The sequence below is a fragment of the Paenibacillus rhizoryzae genome (assembly GCF_059686995.1).
Map to the genome: position 1 here is coordinate 35,827 of NZ_JCAALT010000017.1, position 13,782 is coordinate 49,608.

Here is a 13,782-nt window from a genome sequence, read left to right on the forward strand (position 1 = left end):
GCAGAAACAAAGAGAACAAAGTGAATGCAGTTAATCCTAAATGGCTCTGAGTATTCAAGCCATTTTTATTATGTCTTCACCACGGGTTTTGGAAATGCATCTCTGGGTATCAGGAAGTGTAGCGGAGTGAAATAGGAGCCGTAGAGTTTACGTGCTGCCTTTGAAATTAAGTTTCCACAGCTGAATTATTTATTAATGAAGAAACTTAATTTCAAAAGCAGCCGAAAGCCTTATTTCATGCAGCGTAACGGAATTTACATCCCAAAAGATTCATTTTAACAAAATCAACATTTTTGTTGCATTCGCCCATCGTTTCAGATATAATAGTGAGCGTTGGTCTGTGACGTTGCGATGATGCGAGAGGTTGCCGACACACACGGCTCCTTTGCCATGAGGGGCGTGTCGGGTTTTCTTGCGGAGTATGTCCGATACTAAATTGGGCGATAGAAGGAGGGACTTATATGGCTAAGCAAAAGATTCGTATTCGCTTGAAAGCATACGATCATAGAATTCTGGATCAATCCGCAGAGAAGATTGTTGAAACTGCGAAACGTTCCGGTGCAGGCGTGTCTGGGCCGATTCCGCTTCCTACTGAGAAGCAAATCATCACCATTCTGCGTGCGGTACACAAGTACAAGGATTCTAGGGAGCAATTCGAAATGCGCACTCATAAGCGTTTGATCGACATTGTTAACCCAACGCCGCAAACGGTTGATGCATTGATGCGCTTAGATCTGCCATCCGGTGTAGATATCGAAATCAAACTGTAAGTTATGCATATTTGAAAATGGAAAGGAAATGAGGTGTCAACATGAAAGGTATCTTAGGTAAAAAACTTGGAATGACGCAAGTGTTTACTCCTGAAGGTAACGTAATTCCGGTTACGGTTATCGAAGCAGGCCCTTGTGTTGTTTTACAGAAGAAGGACCAAGACAATGACGGTTATGTATCCGTACAACTTGGTTTCTCCGACAAGAAAGAATCGAGAGCTACTAAGCCAGAAATCGGCCACGCTAAAAAAGCGGAAACGGCTCCTAAGCGCTACGTTCGTGAATTCCGCGGCATTAACATCGCTGAATATGAAGTTGGCCAGGAATTGAAGGCTGACCTGTTCGCAGCTGGCGAGTTCGTTGACGTTACAGCTACTTCCAAAGGTAAAGGTTTCCAAGGTAACATCAAACGTTGGAACCAAAGCCGCGGCCCTATGGCGCACGGCTCGCGTTACCACCGTGGTCCGGGTTCGATGGGTTCTATCCAAGCGAACCGCGTACCAAAAGGCAAACACCTTCCAGGTCACATGGGTAACGAAACCGTTACAATCCAAAACCTTGAAATCGTGCGCGTCGATGCAGAACGCAATGTATTGCTCGTTAAAGGCTCCATTCCGGGTCCTAAAAATAGCTTTGTAAAAGTTAAATCTACGGTGAAGAAATAATCGCCTAAGAAAGGAGGAACATGAAATGCCGAAAGTAGCACTTTATAGCGTGAATGGCTCGCAAGTTGGCGAGGTTGAATTGTCCGAAGCGGTTTTCGGAATTGAACCAAACGTTCACGTATTGCATAGCGCAGTTCTTTTGCAGCAAGCTTCTGAACGCAGAGGTACGCACAAAACAAAAGGTCGCTCCGAAGTACGCGGTGGCGGTCGTAAACCTTGGAAACAAAAAGGTACAGGCCGTGCACGTCAAGGTAGCATTCGCTCCCCACAATGGGTTGGCGGTGGTACTGTGTTCGGACCAACTCCACGCAGCTATAGCTTCAAACTTCCTAAGAAAGTTCGTCGCTTAGCAATCAAATCTGCTTTGTCTTCCAAAGTGATCGACAACGAAATCATCGTTCTGGATCAACTGGCGTTCGCGCAACCGAAGACTAAAGAATTCGCAGCGATTCTGAACAACCTGAAAGTGGCTCGTAAAGCACTGGTTGTGACAGCTAGCTACGAAGATAATGTAGCACTTGCAGCTCGTAACATTCCTAATGTGAAGTTCGTTGCAGCCGATGGCATCAATGTTCTAGACGTTATGAAATACGACAAGCTGATTATCACTAAAGAAGCAGTTGAAAAAGTACAGGAGGTGCTTGCGTAATGAAAAATCCTCGCGATATTATCAAGCGCCCAATCATTACTGAACAAACAAGTGATTTCATGGCGAATAAGAAGTACGTATTCGAAGTTGATATCCGTTCTAACAAAACTGAGATCAAACTTGCGATCCAATCGATCTTTAAAGTAAAAGTATCGAGCGTAAACACGCTTCGCATGCCGGCTAAGCCTAAACGCTACGGTAAACACAGCGGATACACATCCGAGTGGAAAAAAGCGATCGTTCAATTGAGCGCAGATAGCAACGAGCTAGAATTTTTCGAAACAGTTTAAGTAGCGAAGAAGCCCCCGGCTTCTCGTGAAAGAACGTTAGATATCGGTTAAGGAGGGAATCGAAGTGCCAGTTAAGAAGTATAAACCGACATCTCCAGCGCGACGTGGTATGTCCGTCTCGACATTCGAAGAGATCACCACAAGCACACCGGAGAAATCACTTCTTGCGCCGCTTTTCAAAAAAGCTGGTCGTAATAACCAAGGTAAAATTACGGTTCGTCATCACGGTGGCGGCCATAAACGTAAATACCGGATCATCGACTTCAAACGTAACAAAGACGGTATCGTAGGTAACGTAGCGACGATCGAATACGATCCGAACCGTACGTCCAACATCGCACTTATCCACTACGTGGATGGCGAGAAAGCCTACATCATCGCACCTAAAGGTCTTAAAGTTGGGGATAAAATCGTTTCCGGAGTAGATGCAGACATCAAGATTGGTAACGCGTTGCCACTTGAGAACATCCCGGTAGGTACAGTTATCCACAACATCGAGCTGAAACCAGGTAAAGGCGGACAATTGGTTCGTGCTGCTGGAACAGATGCTCAACTTCTTGGTAAAGAAGAGCAATACGTCACAATTCGCTTGACGTCTGGCGAAGTACGTCGTATTCTGAAAAAATGCCGTGCTACAATCGGTTCTGTTGGTAACGAAGATCACGAGCTCGTGAAAATCGGTAAAGCCGGCCGTTCCCGTTGGATGGGCAAACGCCCTGAAGTACGTGGTGTTGTAATGAACCCGAACGATCACCCACACGGTGGTGGTGAAGGCCGTGCGCCAATCGGACGTAAATCTCCAATGTCTCCATGGGGCAAACCGACACTCGGTTTCAAAACACGCAAAAAGAAAAAAGCATCGAGCCAATACATTATTCGTCGTCGTACGAAGTAATAGGCGCCTCGGCGTCATGAGCGTGACGCGCCGCGTCGCGTAACGCTAGCGTGAAGGGAGGATCATCCATGGGTCGCAGTTTGAAGAAAGGACCGTTTATTGACGGTTACTTGCTGAAAAAGGTTGAAGTTCTGAACGAGCAAGAGAAGAAGACAGTCGTTAAGACTTGGTCTCGCCGTTCTACAATCTTCCCGCAATTCATTGGTCACACTTTTGCTGTTTATGACGGTAAAAAGCACGTGCCGGTATATGTGACGGAAGATATGGTTGGCCACAAACTCGGTGAGTTCGCGCCAACGCGTTCGTACAAAGGACACGGTAATGACGACAAGAAAACAGGTCGCCGTTAATCGTTAAATAGTTACGTTATAAAGGTCGAGAGGAGGTTCATCCATGCAACAAGCTAAAGCGTTCGCTAACCACGTCCGCATTGCACCTCGTAAAGCTCAGCTGGTTGTTGATTTGATCCGTGGTAAGCAAGTCGGCGAAGCAATCGCGATTCTGCGCCACACACCAAAATCGGCTTCCCCAATCGTTGAGAAGCTGCTGAATTCCGCAATTGCTAATGCGGAGCACAACTACCAGTTGGACGTGAACAAACTTGTTATTACACAAGTATTTGTTAACCAAGGGCCAACAATGAAACGTTTCCGCCCGCGCGCAATGGGTCGTGCTAGCCGGATTAACAAAAGAACCAGCCACATTACTTTGGTGGTATCCGAAAAATAAGGAGGGAAAACGTGTGGGACAAAAAGTAAACCCGGTCGGTCTACGTGTTGGTATTATCCGTGATTGGGAATCCAAATGGTACGCAGGCAAAGACTTCGGCGAATTGCTCATGGAAGATGTTAAAATCCGTGAGTACCTCAAAAACAAATTGAAAGATGCGGCTGTCTCCAAGTTCGAAATCGAGCGTGCAGCTAACCGCGTTAACGTTACAATTCATACAGCTAAGCCTGGTATGGTTATCGGTAAAGGCGGATCTGAAGTTGAAAACCTTCGTTCCGAACTGTCGAAAATCGCTAAAGGCAAAAAAGTGCACATCAACATCTCTGAGATCAAACATCCAGAACTTGATGCGATTCTCGTAGCTGAGAGCATTGCACAACAACTTGAGCGTCGGATCTCGTTCCGCCGTGCAATGAAACAATCCATCCAACGTACAATCCGTTCGGGCGCGAAAGGTATCAAAACTTCCGTTAGCGGTCGTTTGGGCGGCGCTGAGATTGCTCGTCAAGAAGGTTATAGCGAAGGTACAGTTCCACTTCATACGCTGCGTGCAGACATTGACTATGGAACAGCAGAAGCTGCGACAACATACGGCCGTATCGGCGTTAAAGTATGGATCTATCGCGGTGAAATCCTTCCAACTAAGAAGAAAGCTCCACAGGAAGGAGGCAACTAATCATGTTGGTCCCAAAACGTGTCAAACATCGTAAGCAACAACGTGGTCATATGAAAGGTCGCGCAAAAGGCGGTACTGAAGTAGCCTTCGGCGAATACGGTCTACAAGCACTTGAGCCTTCATGGATCACTAACCGTCAAATCGAAGCAGCGCGTATTGCGATGACTCGTTACATCAAACGTGGCGGTAAAGTATGGATCAAGATTTTCCCTGCGAAACCAATTACGCAAAAGCCTCTTGAAGTCCGGATGGGTAGCGGTAAAGGTAACGTAGAAAAATGGGTTGCTGTCGTAAAACCGGGCAAAATAATGTTCGAGCTTGCTGGCGTATCTGAAGAGATCGCACGTGAAGCAATGCGTCTTGCAGCACATAAACTCCCAGTTAAAACGAAGTTCGTGAAACGCGAAGAAGTGGGTGGTGAAGCAAATGAAAGCTAATGATTTCCGCAACCTAACCTCTGTTGAACTCGAACAAAAAGTCGCTGGATTCAAAGAAGAGCTATTCAACCTTCGTTTTCAATTGGCTACCGGCCAACTGGAAAACCCAACTCGCATCCGCGACGTACGTAAGGATATAGCTCGTGCCAAAACCGTTCTTCGTGAAAGAGAACTCGGAATCAGCAGCTAAACTGCGATTGTCCGTGAGCGATAACGAATGCATGGAAGGAGGATGAACATGAGCGAACGTAATGCCCGCAAAGTTCAAGTAGGTAAAGTCGTGAGTGATAAAATGGACAAAACAATCGTTGTTGCCATTGAAACTTACAAAAAACACGATCTGTACCACAAACGTATTAAATACACGAGAAAATTCAAGGCGCACGACGAGAACAACCAAGCTAAGATTGGTGATATCGTTAAAGTCATGGAAACTCGCCCGCTATCCAAAGACAAACGGTTCCGTTTAGTCGAAATCGTTGAAGCTGCTGTTATTTTGTAAGAAATGCTTCCTAGTAAGCATTTTCCCGAAAGGAGGACGTTGAAATGATTCAACCATTTACACGTTTGGCTGTCGCTGACAACTCTGGCGCGAAAGAACTGATGTGCATCCGTGTGCTCGGTGGTACTGGACGTCGTGTTGGCCATATCGGCGATTTGATCGTCTGCTCCGTCAAACAAGCAACACCCGGTGGCGTTGTCAAAAAGGGTGATGTAGTTAAAGCGGTTATCGTGCGTACGAAACGTGCGGTTCGCCGTAAAGACGGTTCATACATCGCATTTGATGAGAACGCAGCGGTTATCGTAAAAGAAGACAAAAGCCCGCGCGGCACACGTATTTTTGGACCAGTTGCTCGCGAACTTCGCGACCGCGACTTCATGAAAATCGTATCGCTTGCTCCGGAAGTTATCTAAAAAGTACTTTGCGCATTCCGCGCAAGCACGCAGGAGGTGTAACTCATGCCACGGTTGAAGAAAGTGTTGGAATCTCATAACAATAAATTGCACGTGAAGAAAGACGACACGGTAATGGTCATTACGGGCAAAGACAAAGGCAAAAAAGGCCGCGTTATTGCAGCGTATCCGCGTCAAAACCGCGTACTCGTCGAAGGCGTCAATATGGTGAAGAAACATGCTCGTCCTTCGCAAGCTAATCCGCAAGGCGGCATTATCGAGCAAGAAGCGGCGATTCACGTTTCCAATGTTATGCACATCGATCCTAAGAGCGGTAAAGTAACTCGGATCGGATATAAAGTGCTTGATAACGGCAAAAAAGTCCGGATCGCTAAGAAATCCGGCGAGGTAATTGATTAATTGACCTATACGGAAAGGAGGTCCACGTTACATGGCAGCAAGAATGAAAGATCGTTTCCTGAATGAAATCACTCCTGCTCTTATGCAGAAGTTCAACTATACAACAGTAATGCAAGTGCCTAAAATCGAGAAAGTTGTAATCAACATGGGTGTTGGTGAAGCTGTTTCCAACTCCAAAGTTCTCGATGTTGCTGTTGAAGACATGCGTTTGATCTCTGGTCAAAAGCCTGTAGTAACTCGCTCCAAGAAATCGATCGCTGGTTTCAAACTTCGCGAGAACATGCCGATCGGGGTTAAAGTAACATTGCGCGGCGAGCGCATGTACTATTTCCTTGATAAACTGTTCAATGTCACACTTCCACGCGTACGCGACTTCCGCGGCGTATCGAACAAAGCGTTTGATGGCCGTGGTAACTACACTCTGGGTCTGAAAGAGCAATTGATCTTCCCAGAGATCGAGTATGATAAAGTTGACAAAGTACGCGGTATGGACGTCGTCATCGTCACGACGGCAAAATCGGACGAAGAAGCTCGTGAACTGCTGACCCAAATGGGCATGCCGTTTACGAAGTAATCCACAGGAGGTGTAATACCAAGTGGCAAAAACTTCGATGAAGGTTAAGCAGCAACGTGCTCCTAAATTCAAAGTGCAGGCTTATACACGCTGCGAACGTTGCGGCCGTCCGCATTCCGTTTTGCAAAAGTTTAAAATTTGCCGGATTTGTTTCCGTGAATTAGCATACAAAGGCCAGATTCCTGGCGTTAAAAAAGCAAGCTGGTAATCAGCCTAGTTCGGGAAGGAGGTTTACACAATGGTTATGTCTGATCCGATCGCAGATATGCTTACACGCATTCGCAACGCAAACGTTGTGCGTCATGAGACCGTAGAAATGCCTGCTTCGAAAGTAAAGAAGCAAATCGCTGAAATTTTGAAACGCGAGGGCTTTATCCGCGATGCCGAGTATATTGAAGATAACAAACAAGGGATGATCCGTATTTTCCTTAAATACGGCCCGAACCAAGAGCGTGTAATTACGGGGCTGAAACGTATCAGCAAACCGGGTCTACGCGTTTACACGAAAAGCACTGAAGTGCCTCGCGTATTGGGCGGCCTGGGAATGGCGATCATTTCCACGTCCCAAGGAATTATGACTGATAAAGAAGCTCGTCAGGTTAAATCCGGCGGCGAAGTCGTCTGCTACGTTTGGTAATTAACTGTCACAACGATTGGAGGTGTAACAATGTCTCGTATTGGCCGTAAACCGATCCAAGTTCCAGGTGGCGTAAACATCGACTTGGACAACAGCTTGATCACTGTTAAAGGACCTAAAGGTACACTGAGCCGCGAAATCCACAAGGATATGAAAGTGGTTGTAGCTGACAGCGTAATTACTGTAGAGCGTCCTTCTGACAATAAATTGCATCGTTCCCTACACGGTACAACTCGCAGCGTCATCGCTAACATGGTTAGTGGTGTAACTGAAGGTTTTGCAAAAAACCTTGAGCTAGTAGGCGTTGGTTACCGTGCAAACAAAACTGGCGAGAAAATCGTACTTAACGTTGGTTACTCGCACCCAGTAGAAATCACTCCTGAGAGCGGAATCGAGTTCGATGTTCCATCGAACACGAAAATCACTGTTAGAGGCATCGATAAAGAACTCGTTGGTGCAACTGCTGCGAAAATTCGCTCCGTACGTGAGCCTGAGCCGTATAAAGGTAAAGGTATCAAGTATGAAGGCGAGCGTATCCTTCGTAAAGAAGGTAAAGCTGGTAAGAAGAAGTAAGCAGCCGCTTAGCGCTGCTTAATCGGATAGCTTCATAAGGACCCAAGGAAAGGAGTGTACAACGAATGATTACAAAAGGCGATAAAAACAAAGCACGTCTCAAACGTCACCTGCGTGTGCGTAAGAAAATCAACGGAACTACGCAGCGTCCGCGTCTCTCTGTATTCCGTTCCTCCAAACACATCTATGCACAATTGATTGATGATGTTCAAGGCGTAACGGTCGCTTCAGCGTCCACGCTTGATAAAGAAATCGCAGAACAATTCACAAATGGTGGTAACATCGAGGCTGCTCGCAAAATCGGTGAAGTTATCGCTTCTCGCGCAAAAGCGAAAGGCGTAGACAAAGTGGTTTTCGACCGCGGCGGTTACTTGTACCATGGAAGAATTCAAGCACTGGCTGATGCAGCTCGCGAAGCAGGACTTGAGTTTTAATCGATAATACTTATGAAGGAGGTAAGTCGACTTGCGTATCGATCCAAATACGTTGGAACTAACTGAAAAAGTAGTTCAAATCAACCGTGTAGCGAAAGTAGTAAAAGGCGGACGCCGTTTCAGCTTCAGCGCACTGGTAGTTGTAGGTGACGGTAAAGGATATGTTGGCGCAGGGATCGGTAAAGCTGGCGAGGTACCGGATGCAATCCGCAAAGGTATCGAAGATGCTAAGAAAAACCTGATCCATGTACCACTTGTGAAAACAACAATCCCACATCAAGTGCTCGGACACTTCGGCGCTGGCCGCGTATTGCTTAAACCAGCATCTGAAGGTACTGGAGTAATTGCAGGCGGACCGGTTCGTGCCGTTCTTGAGCTTGCAGGTGTTGGCGACATTCTAACCAAATCGCTTGGTTCTTCAAACTCCATGAATATGGTTAACGCGACACTAGAAGGACTTTCCCGTCTGAAACGTGCCGAGGACGTTGCTAAACTTCGTGGCAAAACCGTGAAAGAGCTTTTGGGCTAAGGAGGAGAATACGATGGCAAAATTGCAAATCACCCTCGTTCGCAGCCTGATCGGTCGTAACGAGAAGCAGCGTGCTACTGTTGCTACGCTTGGTCTTCGCAAGATTCGTCAATCGGTTGTCCACAGCGACAGCCCGGCTATCCGTGGCATGATTACTCATGTCAGCCACTTGATCAAAGTGGAAGAAGTACAAGCATAAATCGTCTTTAATGGCGTAAAAGATATACCGCTTCAACAGTATGCTTTCAAAGACGAGTTTTGCTGATGAAGCAAACTCGTACAGAAAGCAGCGTAAAACATTAAGGAGGTGCAACGTACGATGAAATTGCATGAACTTTCACCAGCACCGGGTTCTCGTAAAGAAGGCTTCCGTAAAGGCCGTGGTATCGGTAGCGGCAACGGTAAGACAGCCGGTCGTGGTCATAAAGGTCAAAATGCTCGTTCCGGTGGTGGCGTTCGCCCAGGGTTCGAGGGCGGACAAAACCCATTGTACCGTCGCTTGCCTAAACGCGGCTTCAACAACCCGTTCCGTAAAGAGTATGCGATTGTGAACATCGATGAGTTGAACAGCTTTGCAGCTGGCACAGAGGTAACACCTGAGCTTCTGCTTGAGCAAGGTATCGTTAAAAACCCACAGAGCGGAATCAAGATCTTGGGCAATGGCGAAATCACAGTTCAACTTACGGTAAAAGCAAGCAAGTTCTCTCAATCTGCGGTAGAGAAAATCCAGGCTGCCGGCGGTAAAACCGAGGTGATCTAATTGTTCAAGACCGTGTCCAACATTTGGAAAGTGGAAGACCTTCGCAAGCGGATCCTGTTCACGCTGTTCATCCTGTTGGTTTACCGGATCGGTTCTTTTATCCCGGTTCCTGGTGTCAACAAAGATGTATTTACACAAACTGATCAGGCCGGTTCTGAATTGTTTGGTTTGCTTAATACGTTTTCCGGTGGGGCACTGTTCCAGTTCTCGATCTTCGCGATTGGGATCATGCCTTACATTACCTCATCGATCATCGTACAGCTTCTGTCGATGGACGTTATCCCTAAATTCGCCGAATGGGCGAAGGAAGGCGAGAATGGGAAACGTAAACTTGCTCAAATTACTCGTTACGGTACGATTATCCTCGGTCTAGTCCAAGGTTTTGGTACTGCAATTGGTTTTAACCGGCAATATCAGTACGATATGATTCCTGGTGCAACGGTTACGGATTATATTATGATTGCGATAATTCTAACGGCAGGAACAGCCTTCCTCATGTGGCTCGGTGAGCAGATTACGGAGAGAGGCATCGGCAACGGGATCTCGGTCCTCATCTTTGCCGGTATCGTAGCAAGAATACCTGCACATGCTCGATCCATCTACACGCAGGAGTTTGTTGATGCAAGCAACATCTTCCTTAGCATTATTAAGGTAGTGGTGATTGTAATTGCGATCATCGCAATTATCGTCGGCGTTATCTTTGTACAACAAGGGATTCGCAAAATTCCGGTTCAATACGCTAAGCGCGTTGTTGGACGGAAAATGTACGGTGGGCAATCTACCCACATTCCGCTGAAAGTTAACGGTGCAGGTGTTATCCCGGTTATCTTTGCAGTATCGCTTCTGATGTTCCCGGTTACGATCGCGAACTTCTGGTCGACGCATGCATGGGCAACTTGGGTTCAAACTCATATGTACTACGACAAGCCGCTTGGCATGGTGTTGTACGTAATACTGATTATCGCTTTCACGTTCTTCTACACGTTTGTGCAAATCAATCCGGTGCAGATGGCCGATCAAATGAAGAAAAATGGCGGTTATATCCCGGGCATTCGTCCTGGTAAACCGACATCTTCCTACATTACGCGCGTCATGTCGCGGATCACACTCAGCGGAGCGATCTTCCTATCGCTCATCTCGATCTTGCCGGTACTCTTCGGCACGCTCGCTGATTTGCCTCGTGATGTGAAGCTCGGCGGAACCTCGCTGCTAATCGTAATCGGTGTTGCACTGGATACGATGAAGCAAATCGAGACGCAATTGATCAAGCGCCACTACAAAGGGTTTATCAATAAATAACAATAGGTTCGCAAGCGGGCTTCCGCGCATCTAATTGTGTGGCGGGACCCGGCCGAGCCTATTATGTTTAAAGCGAGGAACACGCTAATGAACATCTTATTCATGGGCCCTCCGGGCGCCGGCAAAGGCACACAGGCGGAACGTATCGTGGACACTTTCAGTGTCCCGCACATTTCCACTGGCGATGCTTTCCGTTTAGCAATGAAGCAAGGCACACCTCTTGGTTTGAAGGCTAAAGAATTCGTGGATCAAGGACTTCTTGTCCCGGATGAAATTACGAACGGTATCGTTCGTGAACGTCTCCAACTCGAGGACTGTAATGGCGGCTTCCTGCTGGATGGATTTCCTCGCACGCTGCAACAAGCTGAGGCGCTGGACGGGATGTTGGCTGAAATGGGACGCAGTATCGATCATGTTGTTAACTTGAAGGTTGACCGCGGTCTACTGCTTGCGCGTCTGACCGGTCGTCGCATTTGTAAAGCATGCGGCTCCACTTACCATGTTATGTTCAACCCGCCGAAGCAAGAAGGCGTTTGTGATAAATGCGGCGGCGAGCTGTATCAGCGGTCAGACGATACGGAAGCAAAAGTAGGCACGCGTCTCGACGAATATATCTCCAAAACAGCTCCATTACTTGAGTACTACACAAGTAAAGCCGTTTTGTGCGAAGTAGACGGCGAGAAAGAAATCGACGAAGTAACAGCTGACATCGTTAGCTGCCTGCGGGGAACAGCAGAATGATCATTTGCAAATCCGAATCGGAATTGCAAGTAATGAGAATAGCTGGCCGAATTGTATCGGAGACGCATCGCTTGCTCAAACAAGCTATTCGTCCCGGCATTACGACCAAAGAATTGGACGATATTGCTGAATCGTACATTCGCAGTCAGGACGCAATACCTTCTTTTAAAGGGTACAATCAATTTCCTGCCAGTATCTGCGCTTCTGTAAACAATGAGCTGGTACACGGTATTCCAGGTTCACGTAAGCTGAATGATGGCGACGTCATCAGCATAGATATTGGTGCACAGTATCAAGGCTACCATGGCGATTCCGCTTGGACCTACGGTGTAGGCAATATTAGTGAAGAGTCCCAGCGACTGCTCGACATTACAGAACAATCGCTCTTTGCAGGACTCGCGCTCGTAAAACCGGATGTTCGTTTGTTAACCATCTCGCATGCGATTCAACAAGTGATTGAAGCTGCTGGTTTTTCTGTTGTTCGAGACTTTGTGGGGCATGGCATTGGTGCAGATCTGCACGAAGAACCGCAAATCCCGAATTTCGGATTACCCGATCGCGGACCTCGTCTAAAACCAGGAATGGTGCTGGCGATAGAACCGATGGTCAACATCGGTGAGCGATATGTGCGTACACTGGAGGATAATTGGACAGTCGTTACACAGGATAACAGCTGGTGCGCTCACTTCGAGCACACGGTTGCCGTCACAGAGGATGGCTGCGAAATCTTAACCCTATCCAGGGAGCAGGCAGGTTGAGTGCATTGGAACATATGCCGGAGATCGGTCGTATAGTTAAGGTCCTTAAAGGAAAAGACGGAGGCTCATACGCCGTCATCATTCAGGTTCTGGATGAACGTTTCGTCCTTGTAGCTGACGGAGACAAGCGGCGCTTCGATCAATCGAAGAAGAAGAACGTACTGCATCTTCTGATGCAACCGGTCGTCAGTCATGAAGTGGCTGACAGCATGCGGGAAACCGGCCGTGTTACTAACGCAAAACTGCGTTATGCTATTCAGAAGGCTGTGCAAGGGAAAGGAGAATGACTATGGCCAAAGAAGACGTCATTGAAGTCGAAGGTACGGTCATCGAACCACTACCTAACGCCATGTTCAAGGTTGAACTTGAGAATGGACACCAAATTCTGGCCCATGTATCGGGCAAACTCAGAATGCATTTTATCCGCATTCTGACAGGAGATAAAGTAGTCATTCAATTGTCGCCTTATGATTTATCTAGAGGACGCATTACCTATCGGAAGTAGGCCTTAAAGGCCTGCCGACGAAAGAATTCGGGAGGTAATCACAATGAAGGTTAGACCATCGGTCAAGCCGATTTGCGAGAAATGTAAAGTCATTCGCCGCAAAGGCAATGTTATGGTGATTTGTGAAAATCCGAAACACAAACAAAAACAAGGATAAGGAGGGATAACGATACATGGCACGTATTGCTGGTGTAGACTTACCGCGTGATAAACGCGTTGTCATCGCTCTGACATACATCTTCGGTATTGGCAGAACGACTGCTAATAAAATTCTTAGCACAACCGGTATTAGCGAAAATACTCGCGTTCGTGATCTGACTGAAGATGAAGTCAGCCAACTTCGCGAAACAATCGACAAAACGGTTAAAGTAGAAGGCGACCTTCGCCGTGAAATTTCGCTTAACATCAAACGTCTAATCGAGATCGGCTGCTATCGCGGTGTTCGTCACCGTCGTGGTCTTCCGGTTCGTGGTCAACGGACGAAAACAAATGCTCGTACGCGTAAAGGTCCTCGCCGGACTGTAGCGAACAAGAAGAAATAAGAAGG

General features: G+C 47.1%; 28 protein-coding genes. All 28 read left to right on the plus strand.

What is annotated here, in order from left to right; all coding sequences use genetic code 11:
• The first annotated feature begins 461 nt into the window (after nt 1-461).
• The 28 genes from rpsJ to rpsM all read left to right on the plus strand — a co-directional run bounded on the left by rpsJ (nt 462) and on the right by rpsM (nt 13,777).
• Complete coding sequence (rpsJ, locus tag AC6ESO_RS29140) at nt 462-770, plus strand: 30S ribosomal protein S10 (RefSeq protein ID WP_005544556.1); 309 nt, start codon at nt 462-464, stop codon at nt 768-770.
• A gap of 41 nt (nt 771-811) precedes the next feature.
• Nucleotides 812-1,435, plus strand: coding sequence for a 50S ribosomal protein L3 (rplC, locus tag AC6ESO_RS29145; RefSeq protein ID WP_494822178.1), 624 nt, complete (start codon nt 812-814; stop codon nt 1,433-1,435).
• A 25-nt stretch (nt 1,436-1,460) separates the two neighbouring features.
• Nucleotides 1,461-2,084 (plus strand): 50S ribosomal protein L4, encoded by a 624-nt coding sequence (rplD, locus tag AC6ESO_RS29150; protein WP_494822179.1) that lies wholly within the window; start codon nt 1,461-1,463, stop codon nt 2,082-2,084.
• Nucleotides 2,084-2,374, plus strand: coding sequence for a 50S ribosomal protein L23 (rplW, locus tag AC6ESO_RS29155; protein ID WP_090986332.1), 291 nt, complete (start codon nt 2,084-2,086; stop codon nt 2,372-2,374). The genes rplD and rplW overlap by 1 nt, the downstream gene beginning before the upstream one ends.
• 64 nt (nt 2,375-2,438) lie before the next feature.
• Nucleotides 2,439-3,269: a 50S ribosomal protein L2 gene (gene rplB / locus AC6ESO_RS29160; RefSeq protein WP_494822180.1), complete on the plus strand. Its 831-nt coding sequence runs from the start codon at nt 2,439-2,441 to the stop codon at nt 3,267-3,269.
• Nucleotides 3,270-3,337: 68 nt separating this feature from the next.
• On the plus strand, nt 3,338-3,619 hold the full coding sequence (rpsS, locus tag AC6ESO_RS29165; protein ID WP_091225564.1) for a 30S ribosomal protein S19: 282 nt from the start codon (nt 3,338-3,340) through the stop codon (nt 3,617-3,619).
• 43 nt (nt 3,620-3,662) lie between these two features.
• Nucleotides 3,663-3,998, plus strand: a complete 336-nt coding sequence (rplV, locus tag AC6ESO_RS29170) for a 50S ribosomal protein L22 (RefSeq protein WP_090986326.1) — start codon at nt 3,663-3,665, stop codon at nt 3,996-3,998.
• 13 nt (nt 3,999-4,011) lie between these two features.
• A complete protein-coding gene (gene rpsC, locus AC6ESO_RS29175; RefSeq protein ID WP_091225565.1) occupies nt 4,012-4,674 on the plus strand; it encodes a 30S ribosomal protein S3 in 663 nt (220 codons plus the stop codon).
• A gap of 2 nt (nt 4,675-4,676) precedes the next feature.
• The gene (rplP, locus tag AC6ESO_RS29180) at nt 4,677-5,111 is read left to right on the plus strand and encodes a 50S ribosomal protein L16 (RefSeq protein ID WP_090986323.1); all 435 of its coding nucleotides are present in this window, start codon (nt 4,677-4,679) and stop codon (nt 5,109-5,111) included.
• Entirely contained in the window at nt 5,101-5,301 is a 201-nt protein-coding gene (gene rpmC, locus AC6ESO_RS29185; protein WP_090583239.1) for a 50S ribosomal protein L29, read from the plus strand. The genes rplP and rpmC overlap by 11 nt, the downstream gene beginning before the upstream one ends.
• 48 nt (nt 5,302-5,349) lie before the next feature.
• A complete protein-coding gene (rpsQ, locus tag AC6ESO_RS29190) occupies nt 5,350-5,613 on the plus strand; it encodes a 30S ribosomal protein S17 (protein ID WP_090986321.1) in 264 nt (87 codons plus the stop codon).
• A 44-nt stretch (nt 5,614-5,657) separates the two neighbouring features.
• Nucleotides 5,658-6,026, plus strand: a complete 369-nt coding sequence (gene rplN, locus AC6ESO_RS29195) for a 50S ribosomal protein L14 (RefSeq protein WP_090583243.1) — start codon at nt 5,658-5,660, stop codon at nt 6,024-6,026.
• 45 nt (nt 6,027-6,071) lie between these two features.
• A complete protein-coding gene (gene rplX / locus AC6ESO_RS29200) occupies nt 6,072-6,425 on the plus strand; it encodes a 50S ribosomal protein L24 (RefSeq protein ID WP_091225566.1) in 354 nt (117 codons plus the stop codon).
• Nucleotides 6,426-6,456: 31 nt separating this feature from the next.
• On the plus strand, nt 6,457-6,999 hold the full coding sequence (gene rplE, locus AC6ESO_RS29205) for a 50S ribosomal protein L5 (protein WP_090986316.1): 543 nt from the start codon (nt 6,457-6,459) through the stop codon (nt 6,997-6,999).
• A gap of 22 nt (nt 7,000-7,021) precedes the next feature.
• On the plus strand, nt 7,022-7,207 hold the full coding sequence (locus AC6ESO_RS29210) for a type Z 30S ribosomal protein S14 (protein ID WP_090583249.1): 186 nt from the start codon (nt 7,022-7,024) through the stop codon (nt 7,205-7,207).
• Between the two features lie 30 nt (nt 7,208-7,237).
• Nucleotides 7,238-7,636: a 30S ribosomal protein S8 gene (gene rpsH / locus AC6ESO_RS29215; RefSeq protein ID WP_090986314.1), complete on the plus strand. Its 399-nt coding sequence runs from the start codon at nt 7,238-7,240 to the stop codon at nt 7,634-7,636.
• Between the two features lie 30 nt (nt 7,637-7,666).
• On the plus strand, nt 7,667-8,209 hold the full coding sequence (rplF, locus tag AC6ESO_RS29220; RefSeq protein ID WP_090986312.1) for a 50S ribosomal protein L6: 543 nt from the start codon (nt 7,667-7,669) through the stop codon (nt 8,207-8,209).
• A 65-nt stretch (nt 8,210-8,274) separates the two neighbouring features.
• The gene (gene rplR / locus AC6ESO_RS29225; RefSeq protein ID WP_494822181.1) at nt 8,275-8,643 is read left to right on the plus strand and encodes a 50S ribosomal protein L18; all 369 of its coding nucleotides are present in this window, start codon (nt 8,275-8,277) and stop codon (nt 8,641-8,643) included.
• A gap of 31 nt (nt 8,644-8,674) precedes the next feature.
• A complete protein-coding gene (gene rpsE / locus AC6ESO_RS29230) occupies nt 8,675-9,172 on the plus strand; it encodes a 30S ribosomal protein S5 (protein WP_090986309.1) in 498 nt (165 codons plus the stop codon).
• A 13-nt stretch (nt 9,173-9,185) separates the two neighbouring features.
• Nucleotides 9,186-9,371: a 50S ribosomal protein L30 gene (rpmD, locus tag AC6ESO_RS29235; RefSeq protein ID WP_090583259.1), complete on the plus strand. Its 186-nt coding sequence runs from the start codon at nt 9,186-9,188 to the stop codon at nt 9,369-9,371.
• 120 nt (nt 9,372-9,491) lie between these two features.
• Nucleotides 9,492-9,932: a 50S ribosomal protein L15 gene (gene rplO / locus AC6ESO_RS29240; protein WP_090986306.1), complete on the plus strand. Its 441-nt coding sequence runs from the start codon at nt 9,492-9,494 to the stop codon at nt 9,930-9,932.
• Nucleotides 9,933-11,231 carry a preprotein translocase subunit SecY gene (gene secY / locus AC6ESO_RS29245; RefSeq protein WP_494822182.1) on the plus strand — a complete coding sequence of 433 codons (1,299 nt, stop codon included), beginning with the start codon at nt 9,933-9,935 and terminating at the stop codon, nt 11,229-11,231.
• A gap of 87 nt (nt 11,232-11,318) precedes the next feature.
• Complete coding sequence (locus tag AC6ESO_RS29250; protein WP_090986302.1) at nt 11,319-11,972, plus strand: adenylate kinase; 654 nt, start codon at nt 11,319-11,321, stop codon at nt 11,970-11,972.
• On the plus strand, nt 11,969-12,730 hold the full coding sequence (gene map / locus AC6ESO_RS29255; protein ID WP_497094436.1) for a type I methionyl aminopeptidase: 762 nt from the start codon (nt 11,969-11,971) through the stop codon (nt 12,728-12,730). The genes AC6ESO_RS29250 and map overlap by 4 nt, the downstream gene beginning before the upstream one ends.
• 14 nt (nt 12,731-12,744) lie before the next feature.
• Nucleotides 12,745-13,017: a KOW domain-containing RNA-binding protein gene (locus tag AC6ESO_RS29260; protein WP_090986392.1), complete on the plus strand. Its 273-nt coding sequence runs from the start codon at nt 12,745-12,747 to the stop codon at nt 13,015-13,017.
• Between the two features lie 2 nt (nt 13,018-13,019).
• The gene (infA, locus tag AC6ESO_RS29265) at nt 13,020-13,235 is read left to right on the plus strand and encodes a translation initiation factor IF-1 (protein ID WP_015847200.1); all 216 of its coding nucleotides are present in this window, start codon (nt 13,020-13,022) and stop codon (nt 13,233-13,235) included.
• A gap of 43 nt (nt 13,236-13,278) precedes the next feature.
• Nucleotides 13,279-13,392 (plus strand): 50S ribosomal protein L36, encoded by a 114-nt coding sequence (rpmJ, locus tag AC6ESO_RS29270; protein WP_003333770.1) that lies wholly within the window; start codon nt 13,279-13,281, stop codon nt 13,390-13,392.
• Nucleotides 13,393-13,408: 16 nt separating this feature from the next.
• A complete protein-coding gene (rpsM, locus tag AC6ESO_RS29275; protein ID WP_091225571.1) occupies nt 13,409-13,777 on the plus strand; it encodes a 30S ribosomal protein S13 in 369 nt (122 codons plus the stop codon).
• Nucleotides 13,778-13,782 lie beyond the last annotated feature (5 nt).

What these genes read in the sequence shown, in the direction of transcription:
- rpsJ (WP_005544556.1), top strand. Translation starts at nt 462, where the DNA reads ATGGCTAAGCAAAAGATTCGTATTCGCTTGAAAGCATACGATCATAGA.
- rplC (WP_494822178.1), top strand. Translation starts at nt 812, where the DNA reads ATGAAAGGTATCTTAGGTAAAAAACTTGGAATGACGCAAGTGTTTACT.
- rplD (WP_494822179.1), top strand. Translation starts at nt 1,461, where the DNA reads ATGCCGAAAGTAGCACTTTATAGCGTGAATGGCTCGCAAGTTGGCGAG.
- rplW (WP_090986332.1), top strand. Translation starts at nt 2,084, where the DNA reads ATGAAAAATCCTCGCGATATTATCAAGCGCCCAATCATTACTGAACAA.
- rpsS (WP_091225564.1), top strand. Translation starts at nt 3,338, where the DNA reads ATGGGTCGCAGTTTGAAGAAAGGACCGTTTATTGACGGTTACTTGCTG.
- rplV (WP_090986326.1), top strand. Translation starts at nt 3,663, where the DNA reads ATGCAACAAGCTAAAGCGTTCGCTAACCACGTCCGCATTGCACCTCGT.
- rplP (WP_090986323.1), top strand. Translation starts at nt 4,677, where the DNA reads ATGTTGGTCCCAAAACGTGTCAAACATCGTAAGCAACAACGTGGTCAT.
- rpmC (WP_090583239.1), top strand. Translation starts at nt 5,101, where the DNA reads ATGAAAGCTAATGATTTCCGCAACCTAACCTCTGTTGAACTCGAACAA.
- rpsQ (WP_090986321.1), top strand. Translation starts at nt 5,350, where the DNA reads ATGAGCGAACGTAATGCCCGCAAAGTTCAAGTAGGTAAAGTCGTGAGT.
- rplN (WP_090583243.1), top strand. Translation starts at nt 5,658, where the DNA reads ATGATTCAACCATTTACACGTTTGGCTGTCGCTGACAACTCTGGCGCG.
- rplX (WP_091225566.1), top strand. Translation starts at nt 6,072, where the DNA reads ATGCCACGGTTGAAGAAAGTGTTGGAATCTCATAACAATAAATTGCAC.
- rplE (WP_090986316.1), top strand. Translation starts at nt 6,457, where the DNA reads ATGGCAGCAAGAATGAAAGATCGTTTCCTGAATGAAATCACTCCTGCT.
- rpsH (WP_090986314.1), top strand. Translation starts at nt 7,238, where the DNA reads ATGGTTATGTCTGATCCGATCGCAGATATGCTTACACGCATTCGCAAC.
- rplF (WP_090986312.1), top strand. Translation starts at nt 7,667, where the DNA reads ATGTCTCGTATTGGCCGTAAACCGATCCAAGTTCCAGGTGGCGTAAAC.
- rplR (WP_494822181.1), top strand. Translation starts at nt 8,275, where the DNA reads ATGATTACAAAAGGCGATAAAAACAAAGCACGTCTCAAACGTCACCTG.
- rpmD (WP_090583259.1), top strand. Translation starts at nt 9,186, where the DNA reads ATGGCAAAATTGCAAATCACCCTCGTTCGCAGCCTGATCGGTCGTAAC.
- rplO (WP_090986306.1), top strand. Translation starts at nt 9,492, where the DNA reads ATGAAATTGCATGAACTTTCACCAGCACCGGGTTCTCGTAAAGAAGGC.
- AC6ESO_RS29250 (WP_090986302.1), top strand. Translation starts at nt 11,319, where the DNA reads ATGAACATCTTATTCATGGGCCCTCCGGGCGCCGGCAAAGGCACACAG.
- map (WP_497094436.1), top strand. Translation starts at nt 11,969, where the DNA reads ATGATCATTTGCAAATCCGAATCGGAATTGCAAGTAATGAGAATAGCT.
- AC6ESO_RS29260 (WP_090986392.1), top strand. Translation starts at nt 12,745, where the DNA reads ATGCCGGAGATCGGTCGTATAGTTAAGGTCCTTAAAGGAAAAGACGGA.
- infA (WP_015847200.1), top strand. Translation starts at nt 13,020, where the DNA reads ATGGCCAAAGAAGACGTCATTGAAGTCGAAGGTACGGTCATCGAACCA.
- rpmJ (WP_003333770.1), top strand. Translation starts at nt 13,279, where the DNA reads ATGAAGGTTAGACCATCGGTCAAGCCGATTTGCGAGAAATGTAAAGTC.
- rpsM (WP_091225571.1), top strand. Translation starts at nt 13,409, where the DNA reads ATGGCACGTATTGCTGGTGTAGACTTACCGCGTGATAAACGCGTTGTC.